Raw genomic sequence first — 17,562 nt, 5'->3', positions numbered from 1 at the left:
AAGAGGCCACATTATACGAAATAATTGTGGCCTCTTTAAAAAATGTAAATTATACCAAGCCACCCATCAACGGATCGGTTTGCGTAGTTGCACCGGTTTCAACACGGCCTGCGAAGCGCTCTTCAAAAGTGGCGTTGCCGCTAACTTTAATTCCGAAATCGTACCAGTTATGTGATTTGGACAGATCCAGTACTACGCTCGTGCTGGTGCCTGCTGCTAAGGTTTTGGTAACGTTGCCTGTTTTGTATACCTTATCCGCAATTATAAGGGTATGGGGCTTATGATCGTTATTAGCAATATGCAATACTATGTTACCGGTTAGTTTAGCTGGGTTAAGCCTGCTTTTTTCATAATCGCATTTTACCTGCAGCAGGGGATTGTTGTTATCGCCTGTAAACTCGCGGTAGAAGCCGTTAGGGGCATATACGCGCAAATGGTACAGGCCATTTTCAAAATCGCCTAATTGCCATTCGTCTTTTAATGTATCGCCTGCTGCTGCGCTGTAATCCCATGAACGCAGGGTTTCATTTTGGTATGGGTTCATCGCATATACCCTGAAAGGTGAGCCTGCTGCTTTGCTGCCAAATACGGTATTGCCTGCTTTAAAGCTCAGCTCTAACTTGCCGGTGGTTTTATTTAAGTGGCTCTCCGTATATAACTCATAGGGGAGGGCACATGCAGGTTTAATGCCTTTTTCCTGTTGAGGGAAGTAGGGTGATGTGTTATGATCTGTATTGATTTGTGCAATGTCATCGGCCGAGAGCTTTTTGAAGTTTGCCGGGACATCTTTAAATTTTGCCTGGTGAATATCTTCAATAAACTGATTCTTATCCAAAAATACCGGGCCTTCTATTTTTTCGCCGTTATATGGGCGAAATACCGATGTCAGGTCACCGCAAATGGTACGACGCCATTGGGTGATGTTTTCGCCGATCACTTTTTTACCGGTTTTCTTTTGCAGAAAGGTCTCCAAAAATTGCAATGAAGAAGTATGATCAAAAAGCTCAGAATTTACATACCCCCCGCGCGACCACGGCGATGCGATGATCATAGGCACACGATAACCGAGTCCGACAGAAGCTTCGCGGATATTACTATCTGTAGCTGATGGATTGGTTTGCTGATCACGGGTAACAAAGTCAAGTTTGGGGTCTATTCCATTTGAAACTTTACCGGTACCTGTTTTATAAGGATTTGGAACTGTATAAGGTGGAATATGGTCAAAATAACCATCGTTTTCATCATAGGTGATAATGAAGATGGTCTTTTTCCAAACCTCGGGGTTTTTAAGCAGGATCTCCATGGCCTCACTTACGTACCATGGGCCAAACCATGGCTCGCCGGGATGATCTGAAAAATGCGCAGGCGGCATGATCCATGATACTGTAGGTAATGTGCCATTGTTTACATCCTCCCTAAATTGATGAAATACGTCGCCTTTAGGTACATTCAGTTCCCGTTCGGTACCGTTATCATTATACTTTAGCGGGGTTATTTCATGGAAAAACGGGTCATTGCTATTGATGCTGAATGCTTTGGTGTTAAGGGCTTGGTCTTGTTTCGAAAGCTTGTCGAAATTTTCGTTGGTATATTTATTTAAAGCGGTTTCAATGCTGGCAAGTACTTTTTTGGCAGCGGCCAGCTTTAAATTGCGTTTATCATCTGCAGGTTGTTGTTCAAGATCTGCAATTTGTTTTGTAATGTTTTCTTTTTTGGTTTGCAGGTTGGCAATGCCACCGGCGTGCAGCCTCACATTGTATTGTTTAAAGTACTCGAGCACGTTGGTTCCAAAATTGCTTAACCAGTTGCTTTCTTCACTTTTAAGGCCGTAACCCATAGTAAGTTCGTTTTGATAAACTTTCCATGATATACCGTTTTCTTCCAGTCGTTCGGGGTAGGTGGTCCAGTCAAGTTCAGGATAATCATAGTTGCTAACGTTCCATAAATGTGCTATACCTTCGGGTTGGTTCTTTTCACGCACAGTGCCGGTCATCCAGTAATGGCGATTGGAGTGGGTACCGGTTATACTCGAACAAAAATTCTGGTCGCACACCGTAAAGGCATCAGCAAGCGAATAGTAAAAAGGGAAATCGGCACGGTTGCAGTAACCCATGGTTAAGGGCATACCGGCAAAGTTTTTATTGCGGGTTTGCTTCACTTCCAGCCAGCGGTCATATTTTCCGCCGTTCATGGCGTCGGTTTGGTCGCTCCAGCCGTGCGGTAACGAGCCCATCCAGGCAACTTTAGTGTCTTTCACATTTAAATGGAAAGGACTGTAGGTATCGCCATTTTTATCGGTTTGCAGCCATACTTTGTTTTTATTTGGCAGGTTAATGGCGCGGGGATCGTTGAAGCCCCGTACTCCTTTTAGGGTACCCAACTGGTGATCGAAAGAGCGGTTTTCCTGCATCAGGAAAACGATATGTTCGGCATCATAAAAAGTACTGCCAGGTTCTGGGTTAATGGCTAATGCTTTTTGAATAACCGGCGGCAACATATTAAACATAGCCGCGCTGCCCGATAGTAAAGCCGCTTTTTTTAGAAAATCCCTGCGTGAATCCATTTTTTTAAAAGTTAACAAGTGTAGATGCTTTAATGAAAAAGCACGTAATGTGGTAAAGGCAAAGCTAAACCGTCAATGTTAAATTTATTTTAACTGATGCTATTGGCGGCTTTTTTACATGTAACAAATATGTAGGGAATTAGATTCAGGTCTATTTTAATTATTGTTTAAATGACAATTAAATTCAATTATTGAAGTTTGGTGAAAATCGGGCCGATGGCTTAATCTAAAAGCTCATTGATTGTAATGGGCAGATTTATCTATTTTTTGTGTTTAAATGCTATTAAAACAATTTAGCAGAATGTATCGGCAATAGATGTGTTTGTACCGAAAAAATATTTTAATTGTTTTTTGAACAATTAAAATAAAATATTATACCTTAGATTTTTGTTAGAGCGACTGCTTCGCTTTGATGGAGGCCAATTACCAATTATATTAATTTGAACCATTCAAGAACCGCTCTCCGGTTTTTGATAAAAGTAATTATAACCGATAGAGGAATGTTGGATACCGAAATTAAGTATTTGCTTAATGACATTGCTTTAAATAGCAGCAGGGCTTCCTTTAAGAGGTTGTACTTATTTTATTATGGCAAATTGTTTAGCCTGGCAAAATCATTGGTGAAACAGGATGAACTGGCCGAAGAGATCACCAACGATGTTTTCATGAATCTTTGGGCCCGCCGGGCTTCGCTGGCCGAGATCAATAACTTTACTTATTACTGTTATACATCGGTTAAAAATAAGTCGCTTACCTGTTTATCCAAAAATCAGCTCAAAAGCGTAAATATTGATGATGTGAACGCAGAAGTTGCCGATTCAAGCGCAACAGGCGAAGATAAATTGGTTTGCGAGGATCTTGCCAAACTCATCAACATTACTTTAAGCAAACTATCCGATCAATGCCGCCTTGTTTTTAAATTGGTAAAAGAGGATGGCTTAAAATATCGTGAAGTAGCCGATCTGCTCGATATTTCCATTAAAACTGTTGAATACCACATGGGCAACGCGCTGAAAACCCTTGCGCAGGGGCTAAAAGACGCTCAAAAAATGCCTGCCATGGCTAATCCGGAAAATATTTCAAAAAATAATTAATTCTTCACTGGGGTATCCTGATTATTTACAGTCTTTATATATAGAGTCGTAAATAATGATCAACAACATTTGGATACTTATTGGTAAAAAGTTAAATGGTGAAGCCTCGCCTGAGGAGTTACTTGAACTTGAGCAACTGTTGCAGCAACAGGGCAATGCCGGTATGTACACAATGGATGAGCTGGAGGAGATCTGGAAAAATGATCAGCAAACTGCGCAGGATGAAAAACTGCTGAGCAAATGGGATGCTTTTGAAGCCGGGCTTGAAGCCATCGAAGAGAAGGAAGCTGAAGAAACCGCGCAGGTCATTGCCATTCAAGCCAAACGAAAAAGGATCAGGATCATTAAACTGGGGTCATTATTAGCTGCTGCCTGTTTATTGCTGGGCGTTTTTTGGTTCACCCGCAAAGAAACTATTGCTCCGGGAAAGCCCAATGAAATAACTGCCCCTAAAAACGGGATCAGCAAAATTCAATTGCCCGATGGCAGCCGTGTTTGGCTCAATATGGGTAGTAAGCTTACCTACAGCAATGATTTTGGGGCTGATCAAAGAAAAGTAAATCTTGTTGGTGAGGCTTTTTTTGATGTTGTTAAGGATTCGCGGCGTCCTTTTGTAGTTACTACACCAACCATCAGTATCAGGGTATTAGGTACTAAATTCAATGTGCGCTCATATAATAATGATAAAACATCCGAAGCTGCACTTATTCGCGGTAAAATTGAGCTTACCGTTTTAAAAAACCCCGAAAAAAAGATCATTCTCAATCCGTCGGAAAAGCTTACAGTGATCAACAACCAGGAACCGCAGCTTAAAAGCAATATTCCAACCAATAGGGTGGCCGAAGAAACGCCGCTTATTGCATTGAGCCGTATCCACCAGGCCAAAAAGGATACTTTGCCATCCGAAGCTTTGTGGCTTGAAAATAAACTGGCCTTTGACGCCGAGGACTTTGAAAACATCGCTCAAAAAATGGAGCGCCGTTATAATGTGAATATCGTTTTTGAAAATGAGGATGTAAAAAAGCTGCGCTTCACAGGCAAGTTTGAAAAAGAATCGATTAACAAGGCTTTATTAAGCTTGCAGAAAACGGTAGCATTCCGTTATAAAATTGACACTAACCAAGTTGTAATTTATTAATTATTAAACCTTTATTAAAAAAGCCTATGCGTAAATAAGTATCAAACCTTGCCATAAAAAAATGGGAAGATGTTCCCGCATCCCCCCATTATAATGTGGTACAAGTTAACTACCAGTCCTTCTATAAACCCAATAGTTAAATAACCTTAATGCTAAATTATGAAAAAAAATGCACACCGCATTAACCCATTGCGGCTGAACCAATTTTTGAAAGTACTTCTTATGTGTAAATTTATCCTTATCCTGGTCCTCGTCTCCTCGTTGCAGGCGTTTTCAAAAGGATATGGTCAGACAAAGATCAACGTAAACTTCCAGAACGTGCCCCTGAAGAAGGCGCTTAAGGAGATTGAAAAAAAATCTGACTATCGCTTTTTGTACAATGACGACATGTTGCTTAAAAACGACGTGCAGGCCAGTTTAAATACAAAAGATGCATCCCTTGAAGAGGTGATGAAAACCGTACTTAGCAATACCAACCTGAGTTATTCGCTGAGCGATAATAACCTGGTTATCCTTACCGAAAAAGGAAAAGAATTTGCTGCCAATGCGGTAACCGGTAAAGTAACTGATGAAACAGGCCTGCCCATGCCCGGAGTAACTGTAAAGTTAAAAGGTACAGAGGTAAGCACGCAGACTGATGTTCAGGGCCGCTATATGATCAACGTGCCGGATGCCAATGCTGCTAACGCGGTACTTGTATTTACTTTTATAGGCTACAATGCCCAGGAAATTCCTGTAAGCGGCAGCACATCGCTGAATATCCAATTAAAGGCTGCCTCTAACTCATTAAACGAGGTTATTGTTGTAGGTTACGGCACGCAGAAAAAGGAAAACTTAACCGGCTCGGTTACTGTGGTAAACCTTAAGGATGCTACCAAACGTACTACGCCTGATGTTGCAAGGGCATTGCAGGGCCAGGTAGCAGGTGTTCAGGTAAACGGATCAGGTGTGCCGGGCGAAGGCGTTTCTATCCGTATCCGTGGTGTAAGCTCCTTAATTAATAACAACCCGCTTTATATCATTGACGGTGTGCCAACTATGGAGCCTTTTGATTTCCCACCTTCGGATATTGAAAGCCTGCAGGTGATCAAAGATGCTTCGGCAGGTGCTATTTATGGTTTTCGCGGTGCTAATGGTGTGATCATCATCACTACTAAAAAAGGCAAAAGCGGGGCCATGAAAATTAACTATAATGGTTACGCCGGCTTCCAGAAAAATCCAAAAACCTTATCAGTTACAGATAGAGTAGGCTATCAGCAAATTGCAAACGCTGCCGAAACCAATGCCGGTTTATCACTGGCACCGGGTAATGATCCTTCGTCAAGTAAATTTATCAGCAATGTAAATACCGACTGGCAAAAATCAGGTTTTCAGACAGGACACACCCAAAGCCATGATCTTGGTTTATCGGGCGGCAATGAAAACATGAGCTACAATGTTGCTTTAGATTATTTTAACCAAACCGGTACAACCGTATCCGGGCCCTCATATACCCGTTATAACCTGAGCGGCAATATCCAGGGTAAAAAAGGTGTCGTATCGTTCGGTACCAAGTTTGCCTATACCGAAGGCGATTATAATAACCTTGCTTATCCGCATTTACACGGAACAGGCAACCAGATAGTCGACCTGATTACTGCTATCCCAACTATGCCTATTTATGATCCCAACCGTGTTGGAGGCTATGGTGGCGTTGATCAGAACACGCAAAGGGCTATCTCCCTTAATATCATTGGTGTAAATAATTTATTGAACAGCACCGGGCAGCGTAACCGCATGGTGGCATCGGCCTGGATGGAGGTAGAAATTATCAAAAACCTGAAATATCGTCTTAGTGCAAGCTACGATCGTAACGATTTTAAGAACACCTATTTCGATCCGATTTATGACCTTGGCTGGTTTTATCCAAACACAACCGCCTATTACAGCGACGCACGTGGCAACTATTACACCGCCCTTGTTGAAAATACTTTAAGCTATAAGTTTGATATCAGCAAGCATCATGTAGAATTATTAGCTGGTACGGCTTATCAAAAAGATAAAAATGATAATCTTACCGGCATAGCCTATAATTTGCCCCAGCCATACCTGTTTGCGTTTGATAATGTAAGCAACACTACCGATAAAACCGTATTCGGCAACAGTAATGAGCGTAAATTTTACTCGCCGATATTCGGCCGTGTAAACTACAATTATGATGACCGTTACCTGTTAACTGCAAATTACAGGCGTGATGGCACATCGCAGCTGCCTGCTTATAACCGTTTTGGTAATTTTGCCGGTGTATCTGTAGGCTGGAATATCAACAAAGAGAAATTCCTGCATCTCCCCGAAACTATTAGTCAATTAAAATTAAAAGCGGGCTATGGTACATTAGGTAACGTGAACGCGCTTGCATTTTATCCGTACCAGGCTGTGGTAAATGCCAATGCCAGTTATGTATTTGGTAGTACACTGGCATCGGGTGCTACGCAAACCCAGGTTTTTGACCAAACCAACAAATGGGAGCAAAAACGTACTACCAATATCGGTTTGGATTTAAGCCTGTTCCACGATCAGCTGAGCTTTTCGTCAGAGTATTATGTGAATAAGATCATAGGCATCCTGCTGCCGGTGCCAATCCCGGTTTCGGTAGGCGCTATTAATACGCCGCTGGTGAATGCTGCCTCGTTTACCAATAAAGGTATTGAGTTTACGGTTACTTATCGCAGCAGGGATACCGGGCCATTTAACTACACCATTAGCGCAAACGCTTCAACAGTTAAAAACAAGGTGTTATCATTAGGTAACGGCGGCAACCCAATTTATGGCGCTTACAGTAAAACAGCCGTAGGCGGCGAAGTGGGTGAATTGTTCGCTTTCAAAACTGAAGGTATTTTTAAGGATGCGGCCGATGTAGCTGCCCATGCTACTCAAACTGGTGCCGCCCCCGGCGATGTTAAATTTGTTGATACCGATCATAACGGCATTATCAATGATAACGACCGTGTTTACTTGGGTTCTGCTATTCCTAAATTATACTATGGTTTTAACTTCAGCGCCAGCTACAAAAATCTTGATGCTTCAATATTTATTCAGGGCAATTATGGCAGTAAAATAGCCAATGGTGTTTATCAATCGTTAATGACCGGCCAGTATACCAATGCCAGCACCGATGAGCTGAACTACTGGACACCAAATAATACTAATACAAATGTACCACGCCCAATCATCGGCGATCCTAATGCCAATAACCGCAACTCCGACAGGTTTATTCAAAGCGGCTCATATGCCCGCTTGCAAACTGCACAGCTGGGTTACACTTTGCCAACAGGTTTATTAAACCGTACTCATGTGTTCAGGAGCGTAAGGATCTACCTGTCGGGCCAAAATCTGTACACCATTACTAAATACAAAGGCTTCGACCCGGATTTTATTAATGATGGTACTATTAACCGCGGTTTTGATTATGGTTCGTTCCCTAACCCGCGCACTTTATTAGTTGGCTTACAGGTAGGGCTTTAAAAATTGATTAACGATTTAACATTATTTATAATGAAAACGATATATACAAAGGCAGTATTTACGCTATTGTTGGTAGCTGTATTTGCCATGGGGTGCAAAAAAGGCGATTTAACAACGGTAAACCCTAATGCACAAACCACCCAAACATTTTGGCAAAATGCCAGCGACGCTGTAAAGGGAATAAACGCAGTGTACGGCAGCTTAATTATTGACGGCTCATACATGCGTTTTTCGCCGATAGTTGAAAATACAAGGGGCGATGATGCTACAAGCTATAGCCCTTGGGACCAGATCTATAATATGGGTAAGTTTAACATGCAAAGCACCGGCGATGGCGTACTGTTTTCATGGACTGCCTACTACCAGGGCATTTTACGTGCCAATGAGGTGCTGAAATATGTACCTGATATCAATATGGATGCCGAATTAAAGAAACGTGTATTAGGGCAAGCTTACTTCCTGCGCGGCCTGTACTACTTTCACCTGGCTGATTTTTACAAAAACGTGCCTATGCCACTGGTGCCTGCTGCTTCAAGTGCCGATTATTTCCAAAAACAGCAACCGCAGGATGTAGTTTGGGCACAGGTTATCAGCGATTTTAAAGCAGCCGAAAGTATGCTGCCGGTAACTTACACCAACCTATCGCCCGATGGACAAATTGGCCGGGCTACAAAAGGTGCTGCAGCCGCTTATCTGGGTAAAACTTACCTGTTCACTAAAAAATATGCTGAGGCTGCAGCTGAGTTTAAGGCAGTAATAGATATGGGGACTTACAGTTTGACCCCTAATTATTACGATAACTTTTTTGCAAACAACGAGAATAATTCCGAATCAATTTTTGAGGTTCAGTTTTCAAGGGAAGCCGGAGGTACCGATCTGGGCTGGGGCGGTGATCCATCGTCAGGATGGGGGCGTACATCTGCCCGCGCCGTTACTTTCGGTGCGGCAAGTTTCGGCTTTACCGATGTGCAGCCAACCCCGGTATTGTATAACGAATATCTGCAGGAAAAAACAACCAGCGGCGGTGTTGACCCTCGTTTGGACGTAACCATGTACTACAACAAACCCGGCGAAAAATTATATAACCAGGATTTTGCCACCCGTTATGCAGGCAGTTCCTCATTAAATGCGCTGTTTTGCCATAAGTATGAAAATGGCGATAGCGGCCAGGCCGATGAGTACGACTGGAGATCGGGGATCAATGAAAGGTTGATGCGTTATGCCGATGTACTGCTGATGTACGCCGAATGTTTGAATGAACAGGGGCAGACGAATGATGCTTATCAATACATACAGATGGTACGTAGCCGTGTTGGTTTGCCAAACCTGGCCACTGTAAAGCCAGGCATGAGCCAGGCCGATATGCGTGAGCAAATAGGTCACGAGCGTTTCCTGGAGTTTTCGCTGGAAGGTCACCGTTTTGATGATATCCGTCGCTGGGGCTGGTTACAGGACCCAACCAAACTGGCCTGGCTAAAAGCCCGCGATCCGGAGTTTAACACTTACACTGCAGGTAAAGAGTACCTGCCAATACCACTTACAGAGGTACAAACCAACGTTGGTTTGGTGCAGAACGCGGGATATTAAATAAGAGAGCGGGGGGAGGTGCGATTCCTTCCCTGGGGAAGGAGGAGGAAGGGGTTTATGAAGCCAGACACACTGATCGCTTTAAGATACCCCTCCCTGCCACTTCACTGTCCATCACACCCCTCCCAGGGGAGGGAACTAAGAAATCAAGTGAAAGAGATGACCAAGACGATGACGAAGACGAAAAATCTATACTTAATAGCGGCACTGGCAACAGCAATGTTTTCCTGTTCAAAAAAGGAAACACCTGCGCCAGCCAAAACGGATACTACCACTACACCGGTAACAACCGCATTTGATATCAATAGTATCAGTGATACTTATGCCGATATCGCTGCCTTTGCCTACTATCCTAAATGGACGGTGTATAATGTGCATGATCCATCCATCAAAAAGTTTGGAGATTATTATTATTGCTATAGTACCGATGTAGCTTTTGGTACCGATGTGAGGTCGGGCCTGCAAATTCGCCGGTCGAAGGATTTGGTGCAGTGGGAGTATGTGGGTTGGGTGTTTTCATCGTTGCCTGCGCAGGGCTCTGCCTATATTACAGGTAAGGGTGGTACGCCATACAATGCCTTATGGGCACCCTATGTAATGAAGGTAGGTTCGGAATACAGGTTGTATTATTCACTTTCATCTGCAGTAGCCCGTTTAAGTGTGGTTGGTATGGCAACAGCTTCATCGCCTGATGGACCCTGGACGGAGAAAGGCTTGGTAGTTACATCGGCTAATGATGCCAGTATCCAAACCAACGCCATCGACCCAACAGTAATTACCACAACGGCCGGCGAACAGTATATGTACTATGGTTCGGCCTGGGATGGGATCTATATTCTGAAGCTTGATCCTTCGACAGGATTGGCGGCCAGTTCGGGCGATAAAGGCAAACGCATAGCCAACCGTGGTTTTACCGGTGGTAAATACAACGGTAACATTGAGGGAGCAGAGGTGATCTATAACCCCGATCTTAAAAAGTATTTCCTGTTTATCAGTTATGATTGGCTGCAAACTAAATACAACGTAAGGGTAGGGAGGGCTGATAGCCCAACCGGGCCGTTTTATGATTACAATGGTCACGATGTTAATACTGATGAAGATCATGGGCCGATGATCCTTGCACCGTACCAGTTTACCAATCACAGCGGCTGGCAGGGTACGGGCCATTGCGCGGTGTTTGACAATGGCAGCGGGCAGTATTTTATGGCGCACCAGGGCAGGCCGGGGATCAACTCCTACTTTATGGACCTGCATGTTCGCAAAATATCATGGACACCTGATGGCTGGCCAATAGTATCGCCGGAGCGTTATGCCAACGTTGCCCAAACAACTATAGCATCAACTGATGTTGCAGGAACATACGAAAAGATCACGCTGAATTATCATGTTGTACCGGGCTATGGTACAGAACAAACCAATCCGGATTTCCAGGTGTCAACAACCTTTAAGCTGGATGCCACAGGTATCATTGATGGCAATGCGACTGATAAATGGACATTTACTGCTCCATGGCTTGAGCTTAAATACAATAACGGCGATACCTACAAACTAAAGGTTGAGCGTGAGCGCGACTGGGAGAATAAAATAACATCAACCCTGATATTTACCGGGTTAGATAACCATGGCACTGCCGTTTGGGGAAAGAGAAAATAATAGGTTTGTTTTATATAGGTTGGTAGCCCTTTGGTTTAATTACTGAAGGGCTTTTTTGTTGCATATTTTACTTTAAAAGTGTGTTCAGTTTTTCGGTGAGCTGATCGGGATAAATATTGTCTTCAATGATCTTGCCTTGCTTGTCTATCAGAAAATTGTGAGGTATAGAATTGATATTGTACAGTATAGCAACCTCGTTTTGCTGGCCTTTTAAATCAGATAGTTGCGGCCAGCTCAGCCCATCGTCTTTAATGGTTTTTAGCCAGGTTTGCCTGTTAACATCAGTGGATACGCTGATGATCTCAAAGTCTTTACCTTTAAATTTATCATAGAGTTTCACCAATTGTGGGTTCATGGTGCGGCAGGGCCCACACCATGATGATGAAAACTCCAACAAAATATATTTACCTCTAAAGGCAGATAGCCTGATAGGTTTTCCGTGCTGGTTTACCTGTTCAAAATCAGGTGCTATTTCCCCGATTTTTACTTGATTGTAACTTTTATTCAATTGTTGTATAAGGTAACCGTATTTTGAGTTTTGAATTTCGGGGTCAAATTTTTTTAGTAACCCGTTGGTTTCTTCAACGGTAAAGGTTTTATCAATTTTGTTATAGTAAAGCAGGATAATACCTGCGTATGAATGCAGGTTCGATTGAATATAATCTGTCATCGCAGTTTTCTTCACCTCAGCAATACTATCCAGGCGGCGTTTAACACTATCCTGATTGTGATAAGGAGAACTGATAACTATCTCATCCCGTTTATCTTCAATTGGGCCGGTTATTTCATGTAGCTTTGTAAAGCTATCCCACAAATTTGAACCTGAAATGGTCATACCTTTGCGATTTGTCTTGTCTCCGGTAATTTTGATATCCTGTTTATCAGTCCAAAATCCAACTAAAAGATCATCACCAATACCACCTGAGTCTTTAGTTTTACCTATTGATACCTGGTCGGGTTCACCTGTATATTTAAAATGAAGCCGGCCATTTTGAACTATACATGAGTCCAGTCCCACTATACTGGGGCCATTTAAATAATATTTATCATTTTCTTTTAAGCCTTTTATCTCAACAGATATGGTGATGGAAGCTTGTTTTTTCTGTTGGGCATTTAAATCAATTACGGTAAATAAGCTAAGCAGGAGTAGCAGGAGGTTTTTCATAATTAAGGTTCAGGTAAAAATTACAGGTTAAGTAATAGCTAAGTTAAGGTGATGCTTTAATCAAACAATGGAGCCAACAATTAATTAGATGGATAATATGATCATGTTGCGCACCCGGTTATTGAATTATGCCCGAAGTTGTAGTTTTAAAAAATAATCCATTGTTTTTCTGCTACTTATTCGTAACTTGAAATTACCAAATTAACCTGAGTACTTATGAAAAGTGTAAAGCATATCCTGGCCCGCAAGGGGAGCAACGTTACTGCCGTACCTGCCGAAACTACCGTGTTTAATGTGTTGAAATTAATGGCCGATAAAAATATCGGTTCGGTAGTGGTGACAGACAATGGGAAATATATGGGCCTGATGACCGAGAGGGATTACTCCCGTAAAATCATCCTGGTGGGCAAGCACTCCGATGAAACCACCGCAGGCGAGATCATAAGTACCAATTTCCCGAGGATCACCCCCGAGTCATCTGTTGATGAATGTATGCTGATCATGAGCGAAAATAATATCAGGTATTTACCGGTGTTTGATGTGACCGATCAGTTGTGTGGTATCATTTCTATGAGCGATGTGGTTTATGAAACCATCCATTCGCAAAGGGAAACCATTGAGCAGCTGCACAGCTATATTCAATCAACATAGAAGCTATTTTAAAACCGCTTGAAAAATAGTATATAAAAAAGCTATCGCGGGCTTTGAAAGGGAATAGCAAGGCGAAGACTTACGAAGTTTTTAAAACTTCGTAAGTCTGGATACTATTGAGCTTTACTTACCAGTTTTCGTTAAACTTTACCCAATAAATATCATCCCAGCCATTGCCGGGGCTGTTAAGCAGCGTTTGTAATTGCCGGTATGTTTTGGTTTGGCCATTGTTTAGCTGGTTGTTGATGCGGTTACTGGTAAAGATCAGGTAATTTTTGTCGGCACTTACAAAAGGGCAGTAATCAAGGGCCGTGCTGTTAATGGGTACAGGCAGATGTTTGGCTGGCAGCCATTTGCCCGATTTATCTTTACGGCTTAGATAAAGATCGCCATGCCCCAGGTCATCTGCGCGGCCATAACAGCTGAATATAATGAATTGCTCGTCGGGATCAATAAATGCATTAAACTCATCGTATTTTGTGTTAACATCTTCGGGCAGGCTTTCGGGTTTGCTGTAGCCTGCTGCCGTTGGTTTACAAACTACAATATCCTCACTGCCTTTACCGTAACCGGCTTCTACCGTAAAATACAGGTTGCCGCTTTTAGTCACACTCGGGTAATATTCGCTTTTGGGAGAGTTAACTTCCGAGCCAAGGTTTTCGGGTTTGTCCCAATTGCCATTCTTGTTTCGTTTAACCCGCCATATATCAAAGTCTTTTTTGGCGATAGTATCGTTCAGCGGCCTGTCGGATGAAAAATAGATCATTTGTCCATCCGGCGAAAAACTTGCTTCCAGGTCGCGGTAACGGCCGGAGAAGGCTGCAACTTCGGGCCGGCCCCATTTGCCGTTTTTCTTTTGGATATGTAAAATGGTACTGGTTACAAAATGGGGCTGTTGTAAGGTAAAAAAGATCTCATCACCTTGTGGGGATATGGTAAAGTCGCGGTTGCTCAGGCCGTCGGTAAGGAGCCCCTGGGCAAATAAGCGTGGTGTATCCGTTGGCATGGATGAATCGGGATAGCTTAACTGAGCGAAGCCGCTATCAGCTATCAGCATAAAAATAAAAGGCAGGATTAATTTGCGATACACCATGATTATCAAATTTATACCCTATGCATTACAGGCTTGTCACCCCAACAGGGGGATATTGGGATTGGCTTAAGTAAAATACAGTTTATTATTTATGTTTGTTAACCAGATCCCATTTATGAAGGTTTTTATTGTAGCAATCAGCGCGCTTATCTTGTCTGTATCTCCGGCTAAAAAGCAGGAAACGTTTGATGCATTTTGCAAAGATTTTGTAGCCGGGTATAATGAATTGCACTTGCCGCAACTGGAGCTAAGCTATGTAAGCGGGTTAGAACACATCGGTGACGCCGCCGATGTTCGAAAACAATTAGACTTTTTTACAAAAATAAAGGCGGGTTTATCGGCTTTTAAGGCAGATCAACTTACGGGATCAGAAAAAGTAGATTATCAGCTGATCAGCTATGAAACTGGCCTCAACCTTGAACGAATAGCACTTGAGCAGGATTGGTTAAAAAACAAGCCCGCTTCTATCCCAGCAAGCGGTATCATCAATATCCCTAACGGCAAAGCCTGGTATGCTTACCTGTTAAAGCGGTGGACAAGCGCCAATGCCACACCCGACGACATCTACCAGTTTGGTTTGACAGAAGTTAGTCGTGTTCACAAGCATATCGAAGCTATCCGTCTGCAAACAGGCCTAAGTGAGGATGATTTTTATAAACACCTCAATGATTCTTCTTTTTTTATAAGCGATCCAAAAGTGGTGCAGCAATCGTTCGAAAATACCAAAGCAATCATTTATGCTAACCTGCCAAAGCTGTTTAACAATACTAATATAGCCCCGCTAAAAATTGTAAAGGGCGAAAGCAGGCAGCTTGCTCAAACGCCCGGTTACTATGATAGTAACATGTTTTACTATAACCTATTTGATAAGCCCTATAATAAGCGGCAGGTTGATTGGCTTTTTATTCACGAGGGTGTTCCCGGTCACCATTACCAAACCAGTACCGAAGCTCAAACCAAAACATCGGCGGTGCAGCAGCTTTTTTATTACATGGGCTTTGCCGAAGGCTGGGGAGCTTATACCGAAGAATTGGGCAAACAACTTGGTGTATACAAAACGCCTTATGATGAGCTGGGCAAATGGGAGTGGGATATAGTGCGCTCGGTGCGGGTGCCGTTGGATGTAGCCTTGAATTATTATGGCTGGACGGATGAACAAGCACTGGCCTTCTGGAAAAAGAATATTCGCGGACAGGATGATATCGCTATGCGCGAGATAGCCCGCATCCGGCGCTGGCCTGCGCAGGTAGTCACCTATAAATATGGCGCACTGCAAATACTTCACTGGAAGCAAGAGCTACAGCAAAAAGAAGGCGCTAAGTTTAATGTCAGGGATTTCCACTCACGCGTGCTTGATCACGGTTCGCTGCCTTTATTTATGGTAAAGGAAAATGTGTTTAAAAAAGGTTAAGCTCCTTTGTTCAACAATTCCTGGTAACAATCAATATACTGGCCTACGTGGATACCATCAACCAAAGCATGGTTTACATGGATGGATAATGGCATGGTGCGCTTGCCATGATGTTCGGTCATTTTACCGAACGAGATCTTGGGGCAGCTATCCACAAATGAAAACATGCGCGCGTGCGACAGCGATGTGAAATTGATCCACGGTAGTGAAGAAAAACGGATGATATTATTTACTGTTGAGCGTTCCAATAGATTGTTGCTTTGCACTCGCTCTATTTCTTTGGTGGCTTCCCGGTTAAAATCCTCAAACAAAGGATAAAATTGGTATTCGCCAAAACCAAAGGTACCATTGGCCCGCGGAACAGTTGAGCCGCCATCTATCCTGTCATAAATAAAAACATCGTCGCCTTCCATGCGGTATTTGAATGGCTCAATAATCTGCGAAGCGGCCAACGATTGGAACATGGTGTAAAGAAAAAATGAGACCCCGTTATCCTTAACAAACTTGTAAGCTGCGGTTACATCAATGTTTACATTTACGCCATAATAGGGCTCTTCAAACTGTTTAAAAAAGTTGTAATGCTCTTTCCTGATCCAGTTTTCTATATCTACTTTTTGTTTCATGACTTTTACTGATGCAATATTAGGGATATTAAGTTGTAAGTTAGAAGTAGTAAGTCTTAAGTCAAAAAACAAGCTTTTGACTTAAGACTTACTACTACAGACTATATTTAGCTTAATTTCGAAACACACTAATAGGCCTGAAAATGTCATCTGCAATAAATAACATCCAATATCAAAAAGCTGAAATTTTTAAAGCTTTGCATGAACGCGACGGTTTGTTCATTATTCCTAATCCCTGGGATGCCGGTTCGGCTAAAATTTTAACGGGATTAGGTTTTGAAGCTTTTACTACCACAAGCGCGGGATTGGCCTACGTGCTTGGCCGGCCGGACGGGCATGCGATGATCAGTCGGGAGGAAACACTTGATAATGCACTCGCCATTATCAACGCTACACATTTACCGGTAGCTGCCGATCTGGAAAATGGCTTTGGCGATACCCCTCAAGCATGTGCCGAAACTATATTAGCAGCAGCAGGAGTAGGCCTGGTTGGTGGTTCGATAGAGGATGCTACAGGGAATGATAAAGATCCTATTTATGACTTCGACCTGTCGGTAGCACGGGTAAAAGCGGCTGTTGAAGCAGCGCGCAGCCTGCCTTTTCATTTTACGCTAACGGCCAGGGCCGAAAACATGATCCACGGGAAAATTGATCTGCAGGATACCGTCAAAAGGCTTGTTGCTTATGCCGACGCTGGTGCCGATGTGCTTTTTGCGCCCGGACTTAAAACAAGGGAACAAATAAGCGAAGTGGTAAAAGCTGTTGCGCCAAAACCTGTAAATATTGTGCTTGGTGCTGCAGGTTTTGATATCAGTTTTAATGAACTTGAAGATCTGGGCGTAAAACGTGTAAGTCTTGGATCGGCGCTGGCAAGGGCTGCTTTAGGTGCTTTTCAGCGGGCCGCAATTGAATTAAGTAAGGGCAGTTATAATTTTGTGAATGATGCAGTGCCTTATTTGGAATTAAATAAAATTTTTGGAAAATAATTCAATCTCATTTGCTGCTATCATTGTGCTGGTTTTTGAACCGTTTTGATTTTTGGTTATGCCATAACCCGGTAATTTTCAGCGTGTAAAACCA

The 17,562-nt window shown here is 42.9% G+C and carries 12 protein-coding genes; 8 read left to right on the top strand and 4 right to left on the bottom strand.

What is annotated here, in order from left to right; genetic code table 11:
* Positions 1 to 49 precede the first annotated feature (49 nt).
* Positions 50 to 2,563: a phosphocholine-specific phospholipase C gene (locus MTO98_RS21965; protein ID WP_243481125.1), complete on the bottom strand. Its 2,514-nt coding sequence runs from the start codon at positions 2,561 to 2,563 to the stop codon at positions 50 to 52.
* A gap of 500 nt (positions 2,564 to 3,063) precedes the next feature.
* Here MTO98_RS21965 and MTO98_RS21960 point away from each other — a divergent pair, with 500 nt between their 5' ends.
* From MTO98_RS21960 to MTO98_RS21940, 5 genes are all read left to right on the top strand, one after another.
* Positions 3,064 to 3,657 (top strand): RNA polymerase sigma-70 factor, encoded by a 594-nt coding sequence (locus MTO98_RS21960; RefSeq protein WP_243481124.1) that lies wholly within the window; start codon positions 3,064 to 3,066, stop codon positions 3,655 to 3,657.
* A gap of 55 nt (positions 3,658 to 3,712) precedes the next feature.
* Positions 3,713 to 4,795: a FecR family protein gene (locus tag MTO98_RS21955; RefSeq protein WP_243481123.1), complete on the top strand. Its 1,083-nt coding sequence runs from the start codon at positions 3,713 to 3,715 to the stop codon at positions 4,793 to 4,795.
* A gap of 159 nt (positions 4,796 to 4,954) precedes the next feature.
* Complete coding sequence (locus MTO98_RS21950) at positions 4,955 to 8,299, top strand: TonB-dependent receptor (RefSeq protein ID WP_243481122.1); 3,345 nt, start codon at positions 4,955 to 4,957, stop codon at positions 8,297 to 8,299.
* Between the two features lie 30 nt (positions 8,300 to 8,329).
* Positions 8,330 to 9,886, top strand: coding sequence for a RagB/SusD family nutrient uptake outer membrane protein (locus tag MTO98_RS21945; RefSeq protein WP_243481121.1), 1,557 nt, complete (start codon positions 8,330 to 8,332; stop codon positions 9,884 to 9,886).
* Between the two features lie 171 nt (positions 9,887 to 10,057).
* The gene (locus MTO98_RS21940) at positions 10,058 to 11,539 is read left to right on the top strand and encodes an arabinan endo-1,5-alpha-L-arabinosidase (RefSeq protein WP_243481120.1); all 1,482 of its coding nucleotides are present in this window, start codon (positions 10,058 to 10,060) and stop codon (positions 11,537 to 11,539) included.
* Between the two features lie 67 nt (positions 11,540 to 11,606).
* On the opposite strand, the gene MTO98_RS21935 is transcribed toward MTO98_RS21940, so the two are convergent.
* Positions 11,607 to 12,704, bottom strand: coding sequence for a TlpA disulfide reductase family protein (locus MTO98_RS21935; RefSeq protein WP_243481119.1), 1,098 nt, complete (start codon positions 12,702 to 12,704; stop codon positions 11,607 to 11,609).
* A gap of 216 nt (positions 12,705 to 12,920) precedes the next feature.
* Between MTO98_RS21935 and MTO98_RS21930 the strand changes: the two genes are divergently transcribed.
* Entirely contained in the window at positions 12,921 to 13,355 is a 435-nt protein-coding gene (locus MTO98_RS21930; protein WP_243481118.1) for a CBS domain-containing protein, read from the top strand.
* Positions 13,356 to 13,482: 127 nt separating this feature from the next.
* On the opposite strand, the gene MTO98_RS21925 is transcribed toward MTO98_RS21930, so the two are convergent.
* Entirely contained in the window at positions 13,483 to 14,412 is a 930-nt protein-coding gene (locus MTO98_RS21925) for a hypothetical protein (protein ID WP_243481117.1), read from the bottom strand.
* Positions 14,413 to 14,563: 151 nt separating this feature from the next.
* Here MTO98_RS21925 and MTO98_RS21920 point away from each other — a divergent pair, with 151 nt between their 5' ends.
* Entirely contained in the window at positions 14,564 to 15,859 is a 1,296-nt protein-coding gene (locus MTO98_RS21920) for a DUF885 domain-containing protein (protein ID WP_243481116.1), read from the top strand.
* Here the strand turns inward: MTO98_RS21920 and MTO98_RS21915 are convergent.
* The gene (locus MTO98_RS21915; RefSeq protein ID WP_243481115.1) at positions 15,856 to 16,482 is read right to left on the bottom strand and encodes a CatA-like O-acetyltransferase; all 627 of its coding nucleotides are present in this window, start codon (positions 16,480 to 16,482) and stop codon (positions 15,856 to 15,858) included. The genes MTO98_RS21920 and MTO98_RS21915 overlap by 4 nt on opposite strands.
* A gap of 143 nt (positions 16,483 to 16,625) precedes the next feature.
* On the opposite strand from MTO98_RS21915, the gene MTO98_RS21910 reads away from it, so the two are divergent.
* A complete protein-coding gene (locus MTO98_RS21910; protein ID WP_243481114.1) occupies positions 16,626 to 17,468 on the top strand; it encodes an oxaloacetate decarboxylase in 843 nt (280 codons plus the stop codon).
* Positions 17,469 to 17,562 lie beyond the last annotated feature (94 nt).

The sequence above is a fragment of the Mucilaginibacter sp. SMC90 genome (assembly GCF_022811725.1).
GTDB lineage: Bacteria > Bacteroidota > Bacteroidia > Sphingobacteriales > Sphingobacteriaceae > Mucilaginibacter.
The sequence above is the reverse complement of the archived record's forward strand: the minus strand, read 5'-3'. Positions and strand labels throughout refer to the sequence as shown.